This is a genomic window from Bdellovibrio sp. BIS2 (assembly GCF_055398295.1).
The window spans coordinates 89994-107801 of the sequence record NZ_AP035879.1; the positions used below are offsets into that span (position 1 = coordinate 89994).

Below are 17808 nucleotides of genomic sequence, written 5' to 3' on the forward strand. Positions count from 1 at the left end.
GACTGTGCTTAACGCAAAAAGCCTGGGCTCTAAACCCAGGCTTTTTTTATTTTAGAACAGGTACTGAACCCCACCGAACAATGTTGTCATCTTGTGACTGGTGCTGGTGGCGCGGGTGGCTCCTGAGAAATCCGTGCTGTAGTTTTCAATCATCAGCTCGCCGCGGATCTTAAAGCGCGTTTTCATTTTATAATCCATAAAGAAGCTGAAGGAATTGATCTTGCTGTCAGATCCTGAACCGCTGTCCTGGGACTCGCTCATGCCGGGATTCATATAGAAATCAAAGCGTCCGCCGATATCCACCGGGATTTCCTCAGACAGGGGGAACTGACCGGCCAGGCTGATTAAGAAGCCGCTATAGTCCATGCTGGTGAAGGTGGTGGGCGTGCTGCCATCCACAGTGAACTTTGTGGTCATGTAACCCGCACCGATTTGAAGCTTCGGTCCAAAGAAGTCATTGGTCAGCAGGAAGTTGTAGCCCGCATTCACGCCGTATTGACCCACAGACATGTTCAAAGACGAAGGGGAGCTTCCGGCCTGGTTGTTATCAATCGAAAACACAGACTGGCGCAGGTGAACGCCCATGTACCATTCCGGATTCAGCCACAGCTCACCACGCACCAAAATGTTCGGAGCGAAGTTGTTGCTGCCACTCACCGACTCTGGTGTCGTTAGGCTGGTGTTTTGGGTGTAGTTGCCAAAGCCCGCCATCAATTCCACCTTACCGAACTGCGGAGGCATTGTCGGCAGCCATTCGGTGGGCTCTTCGCCAAACGCCACGTCCTTGTCCGGGCGGGTGCTGATATCTTGCAGGACTTTTCCGGAAGGGGTGGTGATCGGGGTTGAGTACTTTACAAACTCATCCGGCATCACTTTGGAGCCGACGGTGATCACGCCCGGATCTTTTTCCATTTCGACGTAACCAAAGCTCATGAACGGTTCCACTTTGAAAAGTTTCACGCGGCCCAGAACTTCTTTTTCGGTGCTGATCATGAATTTGAGTTTGGGATGACGGTTGATCTTGATGATCTGAACCACCGACACACGGCTGTCAGGTTTAAGACCATAGTTGCTGCCCAGATTCAGGGTCACTTGCTGGCCCCGGCGGCTTAGAATAGTGGCGCGGAAAGGCATGCGGTACTTCAGGTTTTCAAACAGGCGACGGACTTCATTTTTGATCTCGGCGGTTTCAAAACCCTTGTAGTCATTCAGGGATTCCTGCAGCAGCGGCAGGCCTTCACGGCCCACAAACAGAGTCAGGGTGATGGAAATCCCACGCGGACCACGAATGATTTTCGAGGTCAGGGCCGCTTCGCTTTGCGTGGATTGCAGAACGGTTTGAACTTCGGATGGATTTTCATCCAAAGTTTCAGATTTGATTTTCAGATCTTTTGGGAAGTTGGACAAAGACCATTGCTTGTCTTCGTTCAAAAGATTTCTAAGTTCTTCTTCGGCAGGTTTTGCGTAGATACCACCCACGTTGTCGGTGGTTGGAACCAGCACAATGGATTTAATCGCAAGATCTTGGTCGGCAGCACTGACATAGACGTTCTGGGCATTGGTCTGGGCCCACGCAGTCGGACTGATTGAAATGAAACAGGACGCGACGAAGAGAGAACCTAGGAAGAATGATTTCATAAATTTATTCTGCACTGCCTCTGAAAACAGGTCAATTTGGCGTCAAGTAATACGGACCGAAAGCCGAAAGATTTCTTATGAAGTCTTCATTTTCCTTTCTGATTTTTGCAGCTCTTTTTGCTTCAGCTTATCCGGCATCAGCCCAAGTGGGTCTGGAGGGTTTTTCTTCAGGACGCTATGAGGTTCGCAAGGCCAACAAGCGCAGTCCGGCATCTGAAGCAGAAGCGACTCCGGTGATCACAGATTCCGAGGGTGTCGCTGTCAGAACACTGAAGACCAGCGAGCTTGAGGCCGAGAAAAAAGCCGAAGCTGAAAAGAAAGAAAAGGAACTGGCTGCGAAGAAAGAAGCTGAAGTCAAAGCTGCGGCCGAAGCTCAGGCAGCAGCGGCGACTCCAGTCGCGCCGGCAGCCGCTCCGAAAGTGACGGGTGCAGAAACCTCGCCTGAAGTCGAGGAACCCACGATCAGTGAGCAGGCGGAAAGTCTTTTCTCTGACAAGGCCTCCAAAATTTTTGATTTCTATCGCGAGCAAATCCACGAAGATGACATCCGCAACAATCGTCTGGAGCTGGACGTGATGCCCGTGGTGGCATACAACGATTCGCAGTCCAATTATACGTTCCGGGATTATCAGAGTTTCTTTAATGCTCTAAAGATTCGCACGAACGTTTGGTTTACGCCGTTGATTGGTGTGAGCGGACAGATTTTGTTCTCGTTTGCGGCGGATGTGGACTCTATCGATGCAGATCAGTCCCGCGTTTCGGCAAAGTATGAGTTTGTTGATCTGGGTCTGAACTTCCGTAAGTTCTTCGGCGTTTCCCGTAAATCCAATTCATTGGAATTTTCTTTGTTGTACAGTGATAACAAGATGACGGTTCCCAGTGATAACACCTCCCGTGCTCGTCTGAAAACACAAGGGCTGGGTGTGGGGTTGAAAGCGCGGATTCCTGTGTCGGCGAACTATGCCTGGACACTGGGGGGAAGCTTCTTCCCGCGTCTGCAGCACTCTGAAGGTGCGGCGGGTGCCAATATCCAATCCGGTGCAGGCGAAGAAAGTGTGCGCATTGGCCTTGATGTCGGTGGGGAATGGAAATTCACCCGCGAAAGCCAGATGATCTGGAGCCTGGGTGCTTCGACTGAAAGAAACGTCTTTGACGGTCCCGCCAGTCTGCCAGACCCTGGTACAGGTTTGACTCCGAACAATGTCAGCGTGACCAATTCGCTTTATATGTTCTCACTGGGCTATCGTTGGGGTCACTAAAATCCACTCACAAAAAAGCCTGCTAAATTCTATACTGGCGGTATGAAGATTCGTTTTGCTGTAATTGATGATGCCGCCTTCTTGCGTGAACTTATCAAAAATATTGTGACCTCGGAAGGGGGCCTGTGCGTCGGCGAAGCTGCCAACGGGGACGAGGCGGTAGAGCTGGTTTCAGCCACACTGCCCGATCTGGTATTTTTGGATATGGTCATGCCACTTCGTAACGGCATTGAAACAGCAAAGATTCTGAAAGAGCTTCATCCTGATATTAAAATCATCGGCTGCTCCACAATCGATCAGGAAGCTCTGGTGCAGAAAGCCTTCGAGGCGGGCTTTGATGCCTATCTGCCAAAACCATTCAGCAAAGAACAGCTTTTAAAAGAAATCACAAAAGTATTACCGCATCTGGGAGAATCGACTCATGGAAGAACTTAAATTTGTATTGAAGTGCTTTGCTGCGACAGCCTTGCTGATTGTTTTGATGCAGGTGAAAGTGGGCGGCGATTCGATTGAATCTCATTCTTTCCGCTGGTTGCAGAAATCCACGGTGTCTCAGTACATTCAAAGTGCGGCCGCTGGTGGTGCCATGGCGATCAGAAATCTGGGTCGTTCCTTGGGTGATGGCGTGGCCAGCACGGTGGACGGATTCCAGGAAGGCGCTCACGAAAAAGCGATTCGCTAGTTCACCCTGCCCTTTTTTTAAAAAGGGGAAGGGAGAGCGACTGTAAGGGGGGGATAGTCACTCTCCCTAGGGGGCATATTCAATTCAAGCCAAAGCGCGTGGATTAGTTCCAGCCTTTGCTTGTTTTCTCTTTGGAAGTCTTAGTCGAAGTGTCTTTAGCAACCTTCGCTTTGAACTCCTGCTTGAACGCTGTCGAGGAATGACGACCGCTTCCGCTGTTGTTTTTGCAAGAAACACCCGTGTTTGCCATTGCCACAGAGGCGATCAAAGACATAGCAATAGTGGCTTGTACGATTTTCTTCATAAAACTCTCCTTCTTTCTTACACACTTAAAAACATCATTAAGAACTCAATGAGGTCTATTGCATCGCGTGTGCCAGAGTTTTCGTCTCAGGGTGAGACAATTCGGAGGGTTTCAGGGCAAAAAGAAAGGGCTTTGGATGTCCAAAGCCCTTTTGTGTAAGGCGAGTGTCAGGTTTCTAGACAGATGGGATTACTGTCTTCCGGTGCCGGATTTCTCAGATCCACCCGGCGTCGCGCTGGAGCCTTTGATTTCTCTGGAAACAGTGTCGTCATGGCGACGGGAGCCTTTGCCCGTGGTGGCGCCGGTACGGTAGGCGATACACTCACGGCAGTCGCCCAAAGCCGATGTCGTCGCCTCAAAAGGAGACGATCTGAAGGCTTCATTCGGGTCTTCACCAGGGTTTACCGGGCGGTTGGCGTTTTCGTCAGCAGAGGCCGTTCCCGCAAAGGAGAAGCCCAGGGTCAGCAAGATGGAAAGAACCAAGAGTCTTTTCATATAATCACCTTCTCCTTAGAGGTAAAGTTCCGCAGTTGCGGGAGCAATGATATCCAAGAGGTTATTAAATGTGCTGGCTACCTGCATAGCTACAGATGGCCCCTCTTTGCTGTCCACTTTGCTGATTTCACCATTTGGTTTATAGCTTACCACAATTGTGCCCAAACCGGGACGGGTAACTACAGATGGCTTCCCATAGCGTTCCTCGTACTCGATTTTAACCACTTTCTTGGCCTGATCTGTAATGGTCGCAATACGGCCGCGGTTATCATATGTCATATTGATCTTCTGGCCATCGCTGTTCTGGGCATAGGCAAGGTTTCCTTTGCCATCGTATTTGAACTGAGCGGCTTTAACGGCCACCTTGGCACCTTTTTCATTGAAGTAAGTGCTGTTCACAGAGCTGACCTTTTTAACCTTCGGATCGTACTCAAATGCCATCTTCATGTTTGGTGCGGCTTTCACCTTCACCAGGCCATCTGGATAGTATTCGTAAGAGATACGGTCGGCATTGCGACGGATGGAAACGGGTTTGCCAAAGACCTCATGGTAAGTGATGTCTGTGACGTTGCCGTTTACGGTCGTCATCACACGCTGCAGGTAATATTGACCGTCCGCGCGCTGTTGGTGCCAGAATTCATATTTATTATCCGCCATCACTTCTTTGCCGCAGGTCTTTTTCACTGTGGACCAGTAGTGATTTTTCGGATCTGTCGGAGAGTCTTCGTATTTGTAGGTCTCGATACACTTATCGCGGTCTGCAAACGCCAGAACCCAGTCTTTTTGTTTGTCGTATTTCAAGGCGACAAACGTTTTATCCGGCCAGGTCGCCTTGGTCAGATTGTGAAGTTCATCGTATTCATAAGTGTATGTTTTCAACCAGGCATTCTTTACGGAAGCCAGGTCATCCAGATTGGCGAACTTGTATTCCGCCATCAGACCGTTGGGACCGGTGATGGTTTTTACTTTTTTGTTCTGGAAGTATTTGAAAGTCAGACGACGACCGTTGTTGTCCTGGAGCGTGGAAATCACGTCCTTGTCATAGTCGAATTTCAGGAAGTTGTTGTTCTTGTCATAGATATGAGTCAGTTTTCCCTGCGGGCTGAAGCGCTGGGAACTGCCATCAGGAAGATTTCTGGTGTAATAGGTTTTGTTGAAAATGAAGTGCTCAACTTCACGGCCGTTGGCGTAGAATTTGGTGCCTTCTTTTACCGGAACCGTGATTCCGTACTGACGGGCATATTCCGCACGCAGGCTGTCGTCTTCAAGCAACTGTGTCTTCAGCGTGTTGATCGCCGCCTCTGTCAGGCCGACTTTCTTTTCCGCTTTCATCTTGTTCACGATCTGGGCGATAGAGCTGTCGACGTCCTTGCGGGTGATTTCACGAGGAGAGAAGGTCACTTCAAGACCACCACCGCATTCTTTCACCTTGATGTTGCCTTCGGCAGTGACTTCCATCGCGGTTTCGAAATCAGAACACCAGCCGAAGCCAAACATACCGTTGAAAAGAGAACGGCTGTTATAGGTGCGCACGATTTTCAGATCATACCCGCTGCCCGGAACATCCATATCAATCCAGGTGTTGGAGTAGTTGGCATTTTTCATATCCACAAGCGCGAACGCCTGGGCAGAAAAAAGAAAGGCGAACGCCAAGAGTGCTTTCTTCATTATCGATACCTCTTCCTTGAAACTGACAAACTACACTTTAATGGTAACAAGCTTTTTAATAAGCACGCCACCGATTATTTGCAGACCCAGCATCGCTGCCAGTAACACTAGACCTAGGGTTGTGTTAAACATAGGTTTGATGAACGCCGGATCGATCACCAGGAACACGGCCATCAAGATAAACGGAATCAGAGTGACGATTATCCCTTGCATCATCCCCTGAGCGGTCAAAGCCTGAATTTTTTTCTCTACTTTTTGTCGTTCGCGCACGACCAGTACGATGGTCTGGAAAGTTTCTGCCAGATTACCACCGGTCTCTTTTAAGATGTTGATGGAGGTCACAAACATCTGCACATCCGGGCGCGGGATGCGGTTGCCAAGGTCATTCAGTGCGCTTTCAAAGCTGTCACCGACTTGCATCTGATATAAAACTTGCGCAAATTCCTGGCTCATGGGATTTCCCATGATCTCCACCACACGTTTCATCGATTCCTGCGGATTGGATCCGGCCTTGATACCGTTGGCCATGATCGTCAGACCATCGACCATCTGATCCACAAACTTGGTACAGCGCTGTTCATAGATCATGCGCACCAAAAGCAGTGGCAACTGCCAGCCGGCCACGGTGATGGAAGCACCAAAGAATGCACCCATCAAAACACTTGGCCAGAAGATCAGGAAGACCAGGGCACCCAAACCGAAGCTCATCAGCAGGATGATCAGGGTGACTTTCTTTTCGTCGACGTCCATTCCCATCACCCGAAGAATCTTGATCACCTCGTCGCGCTGGCCAAGGCTGCGCTTGTGCAGCCACGCAATCGCCTTGTCAGCCCAAAGGATGACGATGACGAAAACGCAGATGCCAAACAGAGGGATCATAACCCATTCGTTAAACAGGAAACTCATGACTTACCCCGATTTTTTCACTGGAGCCACGCCTGGCATTTTCGGGGCCATCGCAGCTGGGATTGGTGGTTTCGCAGGAGCGGCCGCTGCCGGTGTGCCTGCATTCGGGTCATTGGCAAAGATCTCACGCGGGATCACCACACCCTTGTCGCTCAGTTTCTGGATAAAGCTTGGGATGGTACCAGTTGCCTGGAAGACACCCTGGATCTTTCTGTTTTTGTCGTAACCGGTTTCTTTGAATCTGAAGATTTCAGCCAAAGTCACCACGTCTCCTTGCATGCCCGCCACTTCGGTGATGCTCAGGATCTTACGGCTTCCGTCGGACAGACGGGAAATCTGCACAATCAGATTCACCGCACCGGCGATCTGTTCACGGATCGCACGCATTGGCAGGTCCATACCGGACATCATACAAAGTGTTTCCAGACGGGCCACACATTCACGCGGAGAGTTGGCGTGAGTCGTGGTCATGGAACCATCGTGACCCGTGTTCATGGCCTGCAACATGTCCAGGGCGGCGCCGTCACGGCACTCACCGACGATGATGCGGTCAGGACGCATACGCAGGGCATTCTTGATCAGGTCACGGATGTGAATGGCGTTAGAACCTTCCATCGAAGCCGGGCGGGTTTCCAGGCGCACGACGTGCTCCTGTTGCAGCTGCAGCTCGGCCGCATCCTCGACCGTGATGACACGTTCGTTGGACGGGATGAAGGAAGACAGCATGTTCAGCAGGGATGTTTTACCTGAACCGGTACCACCAGAGATCACCACGTTCAGACCGTTTTCCACGCAGATGCGCAGGAAGTCGATCATGTTCTTGGTGATACTTCCGTAACCGATATACTTTTCAGCGGTGATACCACCTTTTTTAAATTTACGAATGGTCAGTGCCGGTCCGTCAATGGCCAAAGGCTCAATCACGGCGTTCACACGCGAACCGTCCTTCAAACGCGCATCCACGTACGGAGTCGAGTCATTGATCTGACGACCCAGTGGTGTCACGATACGCTCGATAATTCGGCGCAAGTGATCGTTGGAGGTGAAGGTCACAGGGCTGAGCTGAACCTTACCACTTTTCTCGACGAAGACCCGTTTATTACCGTTAACCATGATCTCGGTGACATCCGGATCGGCCAGAAGATCTTCCAAAGGCCCCAGTCCCAGTGCTTCTTCCAAAACTTCTTTGATCAGTTTGGAGCGCTCTTCACGCGCGACATCCGGGGCCTCGCGGTCCACGATCAGGGTGATTTCGCGTTTGGTTTTTTCGCGAACTTCTTTTTCTTTGTTTTCATCCTGCTTGCCGTCGACCAGAAGCTTTTTCAGATCCACGGTGCGGATCAGTTCGTTATGGATGCGGATTTTCAGCAGGGTGCGGGCATCCATTCCTTGAGTGTTGACCGTGCCACCCGCATCGCCAGAGGCTGCGGCTGCCGGAGCCGGCTTCGGACGCGCCACGGTTTTCAGGCGCTGCAAAATACCGCCGGTCAGTTTACGGGCGACATCATAGTACGCCGCTGTGACTGGTGCTTTGGGCGCCGAGATCACAAAAGGGGTGTACTTTTGCAGGGACATCATGGAAGTGGCTTCATCCTGAGGAATAATTCCCAGGAAAGGAAGTTGCAATTGATTTGAAATCGTTTGCGGGGAAAGACCCGTTGGAGAAGCTTTGTTGATCACTAACTGGAACATGTCTTTCGGGAATGTGGCCGACAAAAGCTCATTCACCAGACGCTGAGTCTGCGTCACGACCAGAACTTCCGGAGTCGTCACGATCATGATGGCGGTGGCTTCCTGAAGCACGGCCATTTGTGCCGGGCCCAGATCGGTACCCACGTCGACGATAATGAATTTATAAGCGCGAGAGAAAAACTCCAGCAGTTTTCCCAAAAGATCCGGATTGATGTTCAGGCTTTCTTCCGGGCCACGAACTGCACCCAGGTAAGCCAAACCTGACTGGTGCATGGTCACAAGAGTGTTCATTGGCTGGGAGTTCAAAGATCCCTGGAAGCTTGCAAGTTCTTTCAGTGTCTTTTGGGGTTTCAGACCCATGATCACGTTCTGATCGCCGACGCTCTTGGCATCGGCATCGATCAGAAGAACCTGGCTGCGGAGTTCGTTCATGATGGTGCAGGCGAAATTGGCTGCGAAGACGGATTTTCCAACGCCGCCTTTACCGCCAACCACTGCGATGAGATTACAATTAGGATTGATAGCCAAACAGACCTCCAGCTTTCCTATCGGCTGAAACAGGAGGTCCGTTTACGAGACCCTAGTCGCGTAAACGGAACTTCTTCTTAATTTGCTCAGCCCCGGAGCTGGCGGAAGTCTTAACTATCGGTGTAACAAAGACCACGAACTGGCTTTGTTGCTTGATGAAGTCTTTGGATGCATACAGGCTGATGATCGGGTTCTTCTGACCTGCCGGACGATTGTACCCGGTCGAGGTCGAGTTACGAATCAAACCACCCACAGCCGCACTTTGACGGTCGCGCACCGTCACGGTGGAGGTCATTTCATTCGCACTGGTGATTGGCGCACCGCTTGGAGTGTTCCCCAGAAGGCTGGACACCTTAAAGGCCATTTCCATGTGCACACTGCCGGATTTTTCACCCAGCAAAACAGGGGTGATCGCCGTCACGATACCGACCTCGGCAAAGGCAGTTCCTTGGGTGCCGTCTTTACCGATGACCGGATAAGGCTGATTGGTCACCTGTTTGATTTCACCTTTTTTACCGTCTTCCACGATCAGGCTGGTGCTTTCAAGCACGCGGGCATGGCCGTGTTGTTTTGCCCAGTTCAGTTTGGGCAAAAGATTGGAAACAGTTCCGGTGATCGAGCTGATCACACCACCCGGAGAATCGCCACCGGTCTGGAAGGTCATCTGCGAGTTGTCACCCAGTTCCGGAGTGAACTGGAACTTGAAGGCCTTGGAATAGTCCTTGTTCAGTTCCACATAATGCACCACCAACTGGATCATTTTGCTTGGTGGTTTCGCCGGAGCTTCCTTGATCTGGATCAGGTTGATCACACCATCATTCGCCGGGCGGCGTTTTTTGATCACACCTTTTTCCTCGGCGGCCTCGATCACGATATCGGGCAGATAGGTTTTGGCGATGATCTCGGCACGTTTGGCTTCCTCGTCAGAATTGGCCCAGCCCTGCAGAATGATTTTTTCATTCACGGCACGGACTTCGATTTCCGGGTTGTTGATGTCGCGGGCAATGAACTCTGCGATTTTCTTTTGTGCCAGCGGGCTCAAGGTAACAAGCGAAGACGCCTGTTCACCGAACTGCTGAACAACGTTATAGATACGCGCCAGATCTTTTGGCAAAAGGATCTGGCCGTCGACAACCACGCGGTTGTTCACGATCTTGATGTTAATACCCTCGATGTCACCCAGAAGGGCGCGCATCTCGCGTACAACCTTGTCCAGTTTGCTTTTCTTGACGTCGATGCGGAATTCCGCAACGATCTTGCCGTTTCGTTTGTCGTGAATGGTCAGGGTCGCAAAACCTTCACCTTTCGGCGTGAAACGAATCACATTCAGATCTTTGGCATACGCCGCAGTCACGATTCGGCGGAAGTCACCTTTGAATTCAATGCTGTCCGGAAGCGGGGGAAGCTTCTCGTCCTGCTCAATGCCGAGGGTGAGATTGATGAATTTGCGAGAACGATATACGCCCTCTTCACCTTCTGAGGATGATGTCGGCGAGGCTTCCAGTTCTTCCTGGGCCCAGGCCACATTTCCACTGATCATAAACAGACTGAGCAGTCCGGTGATCAGAAATTTACGTCTCATATATCCCCCTTCAATTCCCCTAAATCAGACCCAATTACAAAGTTTGAAACCCGTTGGCGCGTGGTCTTTGTGCTGGCGGAGGTGCTGCCCTCTGTTGTTGAACCGGTGGTACGTAAGGTCGTGGCGGCATCGCGATTGCCGGTGCTGCCGGAGCGTCCATAGAAACCATCGGTTTTCCCAATACACTGTCAGAAGTCGAACTTGGCATGCGCGGCGGAATTGTTCTGTCGCTTGGATTTCTCAAAGCCATGAACAAGTTCCCCGGAGCCGTGGAAAGAATATAGAACAGATCCTGCGCCTCTTTCGGCGTCGCTTCGACCGTGATTGTGGTGTACTTGGTGTCACCAGTCAGGGCGATCTGGGTCAGGTTCTTTCCGGTTGAATCCAGTTCAAACATGCGTGGAATGTTATTCACAACACTCACACCCGTTGCCAGAACGACCACGTCGTTCATCATGGTGAAGACTTCACGGCGCTGGTTCACACCTTTGCCGGAATCCACCGCGGCGTAAATATCAATACGGTCCCCAGGGCGGATCAGTTTCGCAACCCCGCGCACTTCATCCACGGGAATGGTGACAGCACGTTTGCTGGGCGCAACCTGCAGGGAAATCCCTGTGTCCGGGCCCGGAGTCAAAAGGTTGTTCTTCACGACCATCTGGCCTTTTCTGATTGGCACGGCCGCCACGTTACCGATGATTTCGTCAGGAATCGTGATGGCATCAGGCTGGATGAAATCCGCCGGAAGCTCTTTGGTTTCAACCATCGTGTCGTAGATGGTCTGCATTTCGGCGATGTCTTCCTTGGCTACGACCACACGCTTAGTGGAACCGAAGCGTTTGTCGTACTCGGCCTTTTTTTCCTGGGAATAGCTGTACAGCAGGAAGGTCGCAAAGACACCTGCTGCAATCGAAAGCCATAAATTTCTAGTTTCGTTTGATCCCATAATGTCCCACTCTCTTAGCTTCCGGTGCCTGCGCACTCGGAGTTAAGGCAAATTCCATACGTCGTTTTAATCCAGATCGGATTCACCGAAAGAGTTTCGTTTCTTCCGCCGGGAAGAGAACGGGTTCTTTCGTGTTCCGGTTTTGTTCCCGCAATTTCAGCGGCTTCACGCTGCAAAGCCATGAAGTCAATGCGGCGGGAACTTGCCACCCAGTCATTGGCACCTTCTTTGGTGTTTTCAGACAGGGTTCCATGCACACGCATGCCGACTTTATCGTACGTCAGGGCCACGTCCGCATTCGGAGTGGAACGGAAGTAAGTCAGATTGGCGCGGTTGCGGAAAGTTTCAAAAGCATAGTTCCGGGAGGCAATGGAATTGAGGATCCCGGTGTGAATGGCGCCGAAGAACCCCAAAGAGAAGTTCACCAGCAGCACGATCACAATGATAATAGGGACGAGCTCTAAAACAGCCATCCCTTTCTCGTTATTTATGGAGGATTTGCGTTTTTGCTTTTTCAGCATCCGTTGTCCTCCGAGGGAATATAGCCTGCGGTGTCGCGGGCCAGTTCCTTAAAGCGTTGATCCAGATTCAAAACCGCCTCATAGCGACGCTTGATCTGAAGTTCGTAACATTCTTTCTGAGTCGGCTCACGAATCAGGAAGGCGGTCACTTTGGCACTGAAACCTGCATCGTCCTCGTTTGTCGGCCCCAGGAAGGCGACCTTCAGGCTGAGCAGTTTGGCTGTAAAATCAAAACGCACGCCCACTTGCGGGACGCGCTCTTCGGTGTAGCGATAGTCGCTGTCAAAGGTGCGACCGGATTCACCACCACCACGAACATCAATCTGCGGGGACAGGACGAACCATCCGCCGTCAGGCTTGTTGAATAAAGGCTTAAGTTCACGGTTGTTGATCAGGGAAAGGTATTTGTCTTTGGCCATCTGTTCCTGCTTGTCCTGATCGATGTGCCCGGCTGCGTGGGCACGGGAAGCAGAAAACGCGATGTACTGGGCCACTTCGGCCATGGACAGAGTGAAGTTCAGAGCGAAGAAGACAATACAAAGCCCCGCCGCAATGACGATGGCAAAAATGAACTCTGCGGAAATCATTCCGCGTTCATTTTGTATTGTACTGGAGAAGCTCTTCGTTCTGCTCATTCTCTCCTTTTAAGGTTCTGCGGTCAGAGACCGGCGAACCTGGTTGGGATGCTTGGCCCTGGCGCTTTCCGGGGTGTCCCAGACGCCGGACTCAATCATTCCGGAAACTTTCTGCCAGGGGCTTGAGATCAGTTTCGCAAGATACTTGTTCTCGCGCAGCTGACCGGTTGCCCAGATCAGAGCTCCCACCATGAAAGTCATCAGCAGGACGGACTCGACAAGGAATTGGCCTTTGTTGTTGTTAACATGCCTTTTCATCTTGTTTCTCCGTCCCAGCCAATGTGATTTCCATCAATGGGTTTGAAACCTGCTCCTGTCGTGAGTTGCTGTTCAATGCGTGCACCCAGCCGCGGGCCTGATGTTTTAAAGGCCTCGGCCGGAGCAGTCATGAACGCCTTCAGGATAAAGAAGAAGGTCGCAAATAGTAAAAGCACATACTCTACGGTCATTGGGTCCCCCTTTTATTCCCAGCTTGATAGCGGAAATCGTCAGGAGAAACTAGTTACCGCTGAAGCCTGTGATATCACTAGCCAATGAACCGACTTTTTCTTCCATTGCGCTTTTGATTTTGTCTTTGAAGATAACCACCAAAGCGACTACAACCACCAGCAACAGGATGTATTCTGTCGCACCTTGGCCGCGTTCATTCTTCAATAGCTTCTTGGAAAAGTTCTTAAACTTCTTCATGGATGTTCCTCCTTAGAGACAATATCGGATAATTTTGGGATTCTCTTTAGAGGACGGATTACAGAAACTGAACAACGCGCACGTCTCATTTTGGGAAAATAAAAAGGGAGGTCCCTGGACCTCCCTGGCGTAAAGAACTTAGACGATTTCGCTCTATTTGCACTCTGCTTTGTCGGCGAAAGTCTTGCCAAGATCCTTGCCATCAAATTTGACAGTCACGGATTTTTCCGTCAGCGTGCCCTTACGGATGATTTTGGAGGATTTCTCGCCCCATTTCAGGCAGGCTTCCTCGCTGTCCAGTTTTTTGGATTCATCAGTCGGGTTTTTACCGTTGTAAGGTTTCAACGCCTCAGTTTCCTTTCCGGCGCAGGCCTTACGGCTGGTTGTGATCGTGCAATCACCGGCGTGGGCTGCAACAGATCCAAAAACAATCAAAGCGGCGATCAATGTGGATTTCTTCATGGATAACTCCTTAAATGGCGGACTCGATTTCTTCGTGCCCGTGTTTGGTTTCATTTTCTTTGTTTTTATTTTCTTTATGTCCGACCAGAATGTGAAGTTCACACATCATTTTGTGTAATTCTTCAGACTGGGTTTGCATGTCTTCCGTGGAGCCTGTGACGGCACCCATGGATGAAGCCACGCCTTGCAGGCTTTGATCAATCTGGGTCAGGGCTTTGTTCACCTGTTCAATGCCCTGGGACTGTTCATGGGACCCTTGGGCCACTGTTTGAATCAGCTCGGACACTGTGCGGGTGTTTTGCACAATGGCTTTTAAAGCCGTGTCGCTGTCTGCAGCCAGGCTGACGCCCTGCTTGGATTTTTCGGAAGCCTCGTGAATTAGAACACTGATTTCTTTGGCAGCCCCGGCGCTTTTTTGCGCCAGTGCCCGAACCGCGTCGGCCACAACGGCAAACCCTTTTCCTTGTTCCCCGGCACGCGCAGCCTCCACCGCCGCATTCAGCGCCAGCAGGTTCGTCTGAAAGGCGATGTCATCAATCATCGTCAGGATCTCTTCAATCTTTTTCGAATTGTTGGAAATCTCGCTGATCACCTGTACCAGACGTTCCAGTTTTTTCTGTCCTTCATCCACTGTACGCTGGCCTTCAACGGAGATATTCGCCGCCTGATTGGAGTTCAGCGAGTTCTGGCGAACTGTGGCGGTCAGCTCTTCCATGGATGCAACGATTTCCTCCAATGAGGCTGCCGTGGACGTGGAGCTTGAGGAGATCTGATCGCTGGAAGACACCAGCTCCGTCGCCCGATTGCGGATGGTGGAGGAGCTTTCATCCAGGCCGCCAGCAACCATGTTTAAGGACCTTTGAACTTTGCGGATGTTCCAGAAGCTGACAAAAAGCCCCAGTAAAAGGCTGACACCCACAACGGAGGAAAGAACGTAGATGGTCAGTTTGAAGTTCTTGGCGACGTTTTCAGCATTGCTTACACCGGCCATGTAGCTGTCATCGGTAAGTTTCTTCAGGGAATCATAGGCTTTGGTGTACTGGGTGTTGGAAGTCCCTTGCAGGATCTCTTCTGCGAGTTTTTCGTTTTCCTGATCAACGGCGCCTTTGAACTTTTCGCTTTCTTCCTGATAGGCCTCCCAGCCCGCCAGGAACTCTTCATAGGTTTTGCGAAGATCATCGGTGGTCAGCAAAGGATCCAGAACCTTCGAGTAAATCGTGATATTTCCAAGCAGGCTGTCCATTTCATCCAGAATCTGTTTGCGTTCGTCAGTGCTCTGGGTCGCCAGCAGGTTGAATTCCAGCTTGCGATAGTTGGCCAGATTAATGTTCAGATCCGCGGCTTTACTGACCGCCGGAAGCCAGACTTCGCCGATTTCCCCGGTGACCTTGTTCTGAAAGCGAAGGCGGTCCAAGGAAAGCAGATTGGTGATCAGGGCGATCGCCATCAACAGTCCGGTCACCATCAGAAAGCGGCCTTTGAGTGAAAGTTGGTTCATAAAAGGAATCCTCCGGCCAGATTCTTCGGAGTCCTTAAATGCCAATCCGAGTCTGGCTGGACCTTTTTGGGCGATCTACAACCTGAATACGAGGTGGTATTAATTCTGATATAAGTGAGTTTTGTTTAGAAAATTGGACCTAGGTTGGGGTCCTGTGTTGACGAAGGTCCTAAGACTCTCTAGATTGGGGCTTAGGAGACTTCTCAGCATGCCTAAGCACCTTGTTTTTCTCTACGCTTTTTGTGTGGTCATTCTATTCGTCGTGAACGTCGTCGTTTCCTAACGACGTCCGCGTGATTAGTTTTTCAGCGCGTAAATATCCGGATAATTTCTTCCGAGCTCTTCGGAATCCATTCCGTATCCAACAACATAACGGTCTTCAATAGTCTTTCCGATGTAATCAGCTTTGATTGGCAGTTCACGGCGTGCCGGTTTATCCAGCAGGGTCACGATTTTCAAAGATGCCGGAGCAGACGCAAACAGACGGCTTCTTAGGAAGCTCAAAGTTCTGCCGGTGTCGATGATCTCTTCAACCACGATCACGTGCTTGCCTGCGATGTTCACGGAGATGTCTTTTACAATCTTGATTGCGCCACCGCGCTCAACCGCCTGCACGTGAACGAAATCCACCTGCTGAGGCAGGTCCACTTTACGCATCAAATCCGCAGTGAAGTGGATGGAGCCGCGCAAAGGACAGATGAACACCACTTCCTTTCCTTCATAATCAGCTTCAATTTGGGAAGCCAGAGTCTCGACAAGTTCTTTGATCTCGTCGCTTGTCAGGAAGGGAACCATTTGATCTTTAAGTTGTGCCATGTTGTGTGCCTCTTACAAGTCGATGGAAGTGATGCCAGCAGCCTGCGCCATTTTCAGATAGCGCAAAGCCTCGGGATGTTGCGGATCCCGAATAAGGATATTCTCCCATTGTTCAGTGGCTTCAGCAATATTGTTTGAGTTGTAGTAAATCGCCCCAAGCTTCAGTCGAGCTGGAATAAGGTGTGGGTATTCGCGAATCAGGGACTTCAGATCCTTGATCGCACGCTCAGTCTGGCCCAGTTGCACATGAACTTCGGCAATGCGCATGGTGATTTCCGCTTTTCTGCCGGAAAGTTTTTGTGCCTTCAGCAGTTGTTCCAAAGCTTCATTGTAGCGCTTGTACTGATAATACAGGTCCGCCAGTTCCTCGTGTTTGGAGGCGATTTTTTCGTCTACAAACGGGTCCTGCTTGCCGGATTTTTTCTCTAGCTGAGATTGAGCATCCAGGAACACCTGTTTGCCTTCATCGTATTTGCCCAGGTCATTCAAAATGATGGACAGACCCACACTGGCGTCGGTGTAGGTCGGATCAATTTCCAGAGCACGACGGAAGGTTTTAATCGCCTTGCTGAACTGGCCTTTGTCGTAAAAGATCGTCGCCAGCATCTGATAAACTTCCGGGTTGCGGGTGTTTTGCAGAAGCATCTGGTTCAGAATCGGTTCGGCCATCTTGTAGTTCCCGTTGATGAAGTATCCACGGGCTTCAGAGAGCATATCGTCATGAAGAGCGTTCATTACTCAAGCTCCTTTTCAGCGTCTTTCAGTTCGCGACTGCCAGGGAAGTCACGGGCCAAAACGGCTTCGTATTTTTTTGCTTTCGCGGTGTCGCCGATTTTCTGTGCCGAGATGGTGGCACGGGAAAGGGCTTTGGCATCAAAGCCAAGGCCGCGATAATTATTGTAAAGACCTTCATAGCGGCCCAGAGCACTGTCGAAGATTTTACGTTTGAAGTAGAAATCCGCGATGTATTCCTCTTTTTCCGCCAGCATGCGAATCGCAGCGGTGCGCTTTTCTTTGGCTTCGGCCACGAACTCAGAGTTCGGATATTTCTTAATCAAATCAGAAAGATTCAAGATTGTGTCATTGGCCAGAGTTAGATCGCGGTCAATGGTGGAAGGAAGCTGGTTGTAATAGCTCATGCCGATGCGGAACTGAACATAGTCCGAGTTCGGCACGGTCGGGTGAAGCTCTTTGAACATCTGGTAAGAGACTTGGGCTTCGGCGTAGGATTCCTGTTTGTAGTAAACATCCGCGATTGCAAGTTCGGCTTTGGTGGCGAAGTTGCTGTACGGGAATTTGTTTTTTACTTCGGTGTAGCGACGAATGGCTTCTTCATAGCGCTCAGATTTGTCGTACTCTTCCGCAATGGCGAAAGCCCCTTCCGGCGTATTGGAGTTCTTTTCAGTGGAGGCACAGGAAACCAGAGTTCCCAGGGCCGCGAGAATGACTATGACTCGGAGCGTTTTCAACATAGAGGTAAATCATATTT

Annotated in this window: 21 protein-coding genes; 3 read left to right on the forward strand and 18 right to left on the reverse strand. The window is 50.7% G+C overall.

Annotated elements, in window-relative coordinates; translation table 11 throughout:
• Positions 1–51 precede the first annotated feature (51 nt).
• Entirely contained in the window at positions 52–1638 is a 1587-nt protein-coding gene (locus ACZ520_RS00460) for a hypothetical protein (protein WP_464127020.1), read from the reverse strand.
• A gap of 77 nt (positions 1639–1715) precedes the next feature.
• Here ACZ520_RS00460 and ACZ520_RS00465 point away from each other — a divergent pair, with 77 nt between their 5' ends.
• Genes ACZ520_RS00465 through ACZ520_RS00475 form a run of 3 tightly spaced genes read left to right on the forward strand, consistent with a single transcriptional unit; the run spans position 1716 to position 3579 of the window.
• Positions 1716–2897: a hypothetical protein gene (locus ACZ520_RS00465; protein ID WP_464127022.1), complete on the forward strand. Its 1182-nt coding sequence runs from the start codon at positions 1716–1718 to the stop codon at positions 2895–2897.
• 42 nt (positions 2898–2939) lie between these two features.
• Entirely contained in the window at positions 2940–3332 is a 393-nt protein-coding gene (locus ACZ520_RS00470; protein WP_011162721.1) for a response regulator, read from the forward strand.
• Entirely contained in the window at positions 3319–3579 is a 261-nt protein-coding gene (locus ACZ520_RS00475; protein ID WP_088566672.1) for a hypothetical protein, read from the forward strand. Before ACZ520_RS00470 ends, ACZ520_RS00475 begins: the two co-directional genes overlap by 14 nt.
• A 103-nt stretch (positions 3580–3682) precedes the next feature.
• On the opposite strand, the gene ACZ520_RS00480 is transcribed toward ACZ520_RS00475, so the two are convergent.
• From ACZ520_RS00480 to ACZ520_RS00560, 17 genes are all read right to left on the reverse strand, one after another.
• Complete coding sequence (locus tag ACZ520_RS00480) at positions 3683–3883, reverse strand: hypothetical protein (RefSeq protein WP_088566671.1); 201 nt, start codon at positions 3881–3883, stop codon at positions 3683–3685.
• 189 nt (positions 3884–4072) lie between these two features.
• Positions 4073–4378: a hit locus gene (locus ACZ520_RS00485; protein ID WP_088566670.1), complete on the reverse strand. Its 306-nt coding sequence runs from the start codon at positions 4376–4378 to the stop codon at positions 4073–4075.
• Between the two features lie 15 nt (positions 4379–4393).
• Positions 4394–6046 (reverse strand): DUF6531 domain-containing protein, encoded by a 1653-nt coding sequence (locus tag ACZ520_RS00490; protein ID WP_088566669.1) that lies wholly within the window; start codon positions 6044–6046, stop codon positions 4394–4396.
• Positions 6047–6076: 30 nt separating this feature from the next.
• Entirely contained in the window at positions 6077–6952 is an 876-nt protein-coding gene (locus tag ACZ520_RS00495; RefSeq protein ID WP_011162725.1) for a type II secretion system F family protein, read from the reverse strand.
• 3 nt (positions 6953–6955) lie between these two features.
• Complete coding sequence (locus tag ACZ520_RS00500; protein ID WP_088566668.1) at positions 6956–9172, reverse strand: ATPase, T2SS/T4P/T4SS family; 2217 nt, start codon at positions 9170–9172, stop codon at positions 6956–6958.
• Positions 9173–9224: 52 nt separating this feature from the next.
• Complete coding sequence (locus ACZ520_RS00505) at positions 9225–10754, reverse strand: BON domain-containing protein (RefSeq protein ID WP_464127026.1); 1530 nt, start codon at positions 10752–10754, stop codon at positions 9225–9227.
• A gap of 34 nt (positions 10755–10788) precedes the next feature.
• Positions 10789–11700, reverse strand: coding sequence for a Flp pilus assembly protein CpaB (cpaB, locus tag ACZ520_RS00510; RefSeq protein WP_015089307.1), 912 nt, complete (start codon positions 11698–11700; stop codon positions 10789–10791).
• Between the two features lie 14 nt (positions 11701–11714).
• Positions 11715–12221 carry a hypothetical protein gene (locus ACZ520_RS00515; protein WP_088566666.1) on the reverse strand — a complete coding sequence of 169 codons (507 nt, stop codon included), beginning with the start codon at positions 12219–12221 and terminating at the stop codon, positions 11715–11717.
• Complete coding sequence (locus ACZ520_RS00520) at positions 12215–12856, reverse strand: hypothetical protein (RefSeq protein WP_464127028.1); 642 nt, start codon at positions 12854–12856, stop codon at positions 12215–12217. The genes ACZ520_RS00515 and ACZ520_RS00520 overlap by 7 nt, the downstream gene beginning before the upstream one ends.
• A 9-nt stretch (positions 12857–12865) precedes the next feature.
• Positions 12866–13114: a hypothetical protein gene (locus ACZ520_RS00525; protein ID WP_011162731.1), complete on the reverse strand. Its 249-nt coding sequence runs from the start codon at positions 13112–13114 to the stop codon at positions 12866–12868.
• A complete protein-coding gene (locus ACZ520_RS00530) occupies positions 13111–13305 on the reverse strand; it encodes a hypothetical protein (protein ID WP_011162732.1) in 195 nt (64 codons plus the stop codon). Before ACZ520_RS00530 ends, ACZ520_RS00525 begins: the two co-directional genes overlap by 4 nt.
• A gap of 49 nt (positions 13306–13354) precedes the next feature.
• A complete protein-coding gene (locus ACZ520_RS00535) occupies positions 13355–13543 on the reverse strand; it encodes a Flp1 family type IVb pilin (RefSeq protein ID WP_088566664.1) in 189 nt (62 codons plus the stop codon).
• A gap of 153 nt (positions 13544–13696) precedes the next feature.
• Positions 13697–14005 carry a hypothetical protein gene (locus ACZ520_RS00540; protein WP_088566663.1) on the reverse strand — a complete coding sequence of 103 codons (309 nt, stop codon included), beginning with the start codon at positions 14003–14005 and terminating at the stop codon, positions 13697–13699.
• A 10-nt stretch (positions 14006–14015) separates the two neighbouring features.
• Positions 14016–15503 (reverse strand): HAMP domain-containing methyl-accepting chemotaxis protein, encoded by a 1488-nt coding sequence (locus tag ACZ520_RS00545; RefSeq protein WP_088566662.1) that lies wholly within the window; start codon positions 15501–15503, stop codon positions 14016–14018.
• 297 nt (positions 15504–15800) lie between these two features.
• Positions 15801–16319, reverse strand: a complete 519-nt coding sequence (gene hpt / locus ACZ520_RS00550; protein ID WP_088566661.1) for a hypoxanthine phosphoribosyltransferase — start codon at positions 16317–16319, stop codon at positions 15801–15803.
• 12 nt (positions 16320–16331) lie between these two features.
• Positions 16332–17054 carry a tetratricopeptide repeat protein gene (locus ACZ520_RS00555; protein WP_464127031.1) on the reverse strand — a complete coding sequence of 241 codons (723 nt, stop codon included), beginning with the start codon at positions 17052–17054 and terminating at the stop codon, positions 16332–16334.
• Complete coding sequence (locus ACZ520_RS00560) at positions 17054–17791, reverse strand: outer membrane protein assembly factor BamD (RefSeq protein ID WP_464127033.1); 738 nt, start codon at positions 17789–17791, stop codon at positions 17054–17056. Before ACZ520_RS00560 ends, ACZ520_RS00555 begins: the two co-directional genes overlap by 1 nt.
• Positions 17792–17808 lie beyond the last annotated feature (17 nt).

Bases quoted from the DNA above. Each gene is read 5' to 3' on its own strand.
- ACZ520_RS00460 (WP_464127020.1), bottom strand. From the start codon at position 1,638: ATGAAATCATTCTTCCTAGGTTCTCTCTTCGTCGCGTCCTGTTTCATT.
- ACZ520_RS00465 (WP_464127022.1), top strand. From the start codon at position 1,716: ATGAAGTCTTCATTTTCCTTTCTGATTTTTGCAGCTCTTTTTGCTTCA.
- ACZ520_RS00470 (WP_011162721.1), top strand. From the start codon at position 2,940: ATGAAGATTCGTTTTGCTGTAATTGATGATGCCGCCTTCTTGCGTGAA.
- ACZ520_RS00475 (WP_088566672.1), top strand. From the start codon at position 3,319: ATGGAAGAACTTAAATTTGTATTGAAGTGCTTTGCTGCGACAGCCTTG.
- ACZ520_RS00480 (WP_088566671.1), bottom strand. From the start codon at position 3,883: ATGAAGAAAATCGTACAAGCCACTATTGCTATGTCTTTGATCGCCTCT.
- ACZ520_RS00485 (WP_088566670.1), bottom strand. From the start codon at position 4,378: ATGAAAAGACTCTTGGTTCTTTCCATCTTGCTGACCCTGGGCTTCTCC.
- ACZ520_RS00490 (WP_088566669.1), bottom strand. From the start codon at position 6,046: ATGAAGAAAGCACTCTTGGCGTTCGCCTTTCTTTTTTCTGCCCAGGCG.
- ACZ520_RS00495 (WP_011162725.1), bottom strand. From the start codon at position 6,952: ATGAGTTTCCTGTTTAACGAATGGGTTATGATCCCTCTGTTTGGCATC.
- ACZ520_RS00505 (WP_464127026.1), bottom strand. From the start codon at position 10,754: ATGAGACGTAAATTTCTGATCACCGGACTGCTCAGTCTGTTTATGATC.
- cpaB (WP_015089307.1), bottom strand. From the start codon at position 11,700: ATGGGATCAAACGAAACTAGAAATTTATGGCTTTCGATTGCAGCAGGT.
- ACZ520_RS00515 (WP_088566666.1), bottom strand. From the start codon at position 12,221: ATGCTGAAAAAGCAAAAACGCAAATCCTCCATAAATAACGAGAAAGGG.
- ACZ520_RS00520 (WP_464127028.1), bottom strand. From the start codon at position 12,856: ATGAGCAGAACGAAGAGCTTCTCCAGTACAATACAAAATGAACGCGGA.
- ACZ520_RS00525 (WP_011162731.1), bottom strand. From the start codon at position 13,114: ATGAAAAGGCATGTTAACAACAACAAAGGCCAATTCCTTGTCGAGTCC.
- ACZ520_RS00530 (WP_011162732.1), bottom strand. From the start codon at position 13,305: ATGACCGTAGAGTATGTGCTTTTACTATTTGCGACCTTCTTCTTTATC.
- ACZ520_RS00535 (WP_088566664.1), bottom strand. From the start codon at position 13,543: ATGAAGAAGTTTAAGAACTTTTCCAAGAAGCTATTGAAGAATGAACGC.
- ACZ520_RS00540 (WP_088566663.1), bottom strand. From the start codon at position 14,005: ATGAAGAAATCCACATTGATCGCCGCTTTGATTGTTTTTGGATCTGTT.
- ACZ520_RS00545 (WP_088566662.1), bottom strand. From the start codon at position 15,503: ATGAACCAACTTTCACTCAAAGGCCGCTTTCTGATGGTGACCGGACTG.
- hpt (WP_088566661.1), bottom strand. From the start codon at position 16,319: ATGGCACAACTTAAAGATCAAATGGTTCCCTTCCTGACAAGCGACGAG.
- ACZ520_RS00555 (WP_464127031.1), bottom strand. From the start codon at position 17,054: ATGAACGCTCTTCATGACGATATGCTCTCTGAAGCCCGTGGATACTTC.
- ACZ520_RS00560 (WP_464127033.1), bottom strand. From the start codon at position 17,791: ATGTTGAAAACGCTCCGAGTCATAGTCATTCTCGCGGCCCTGGGAACT.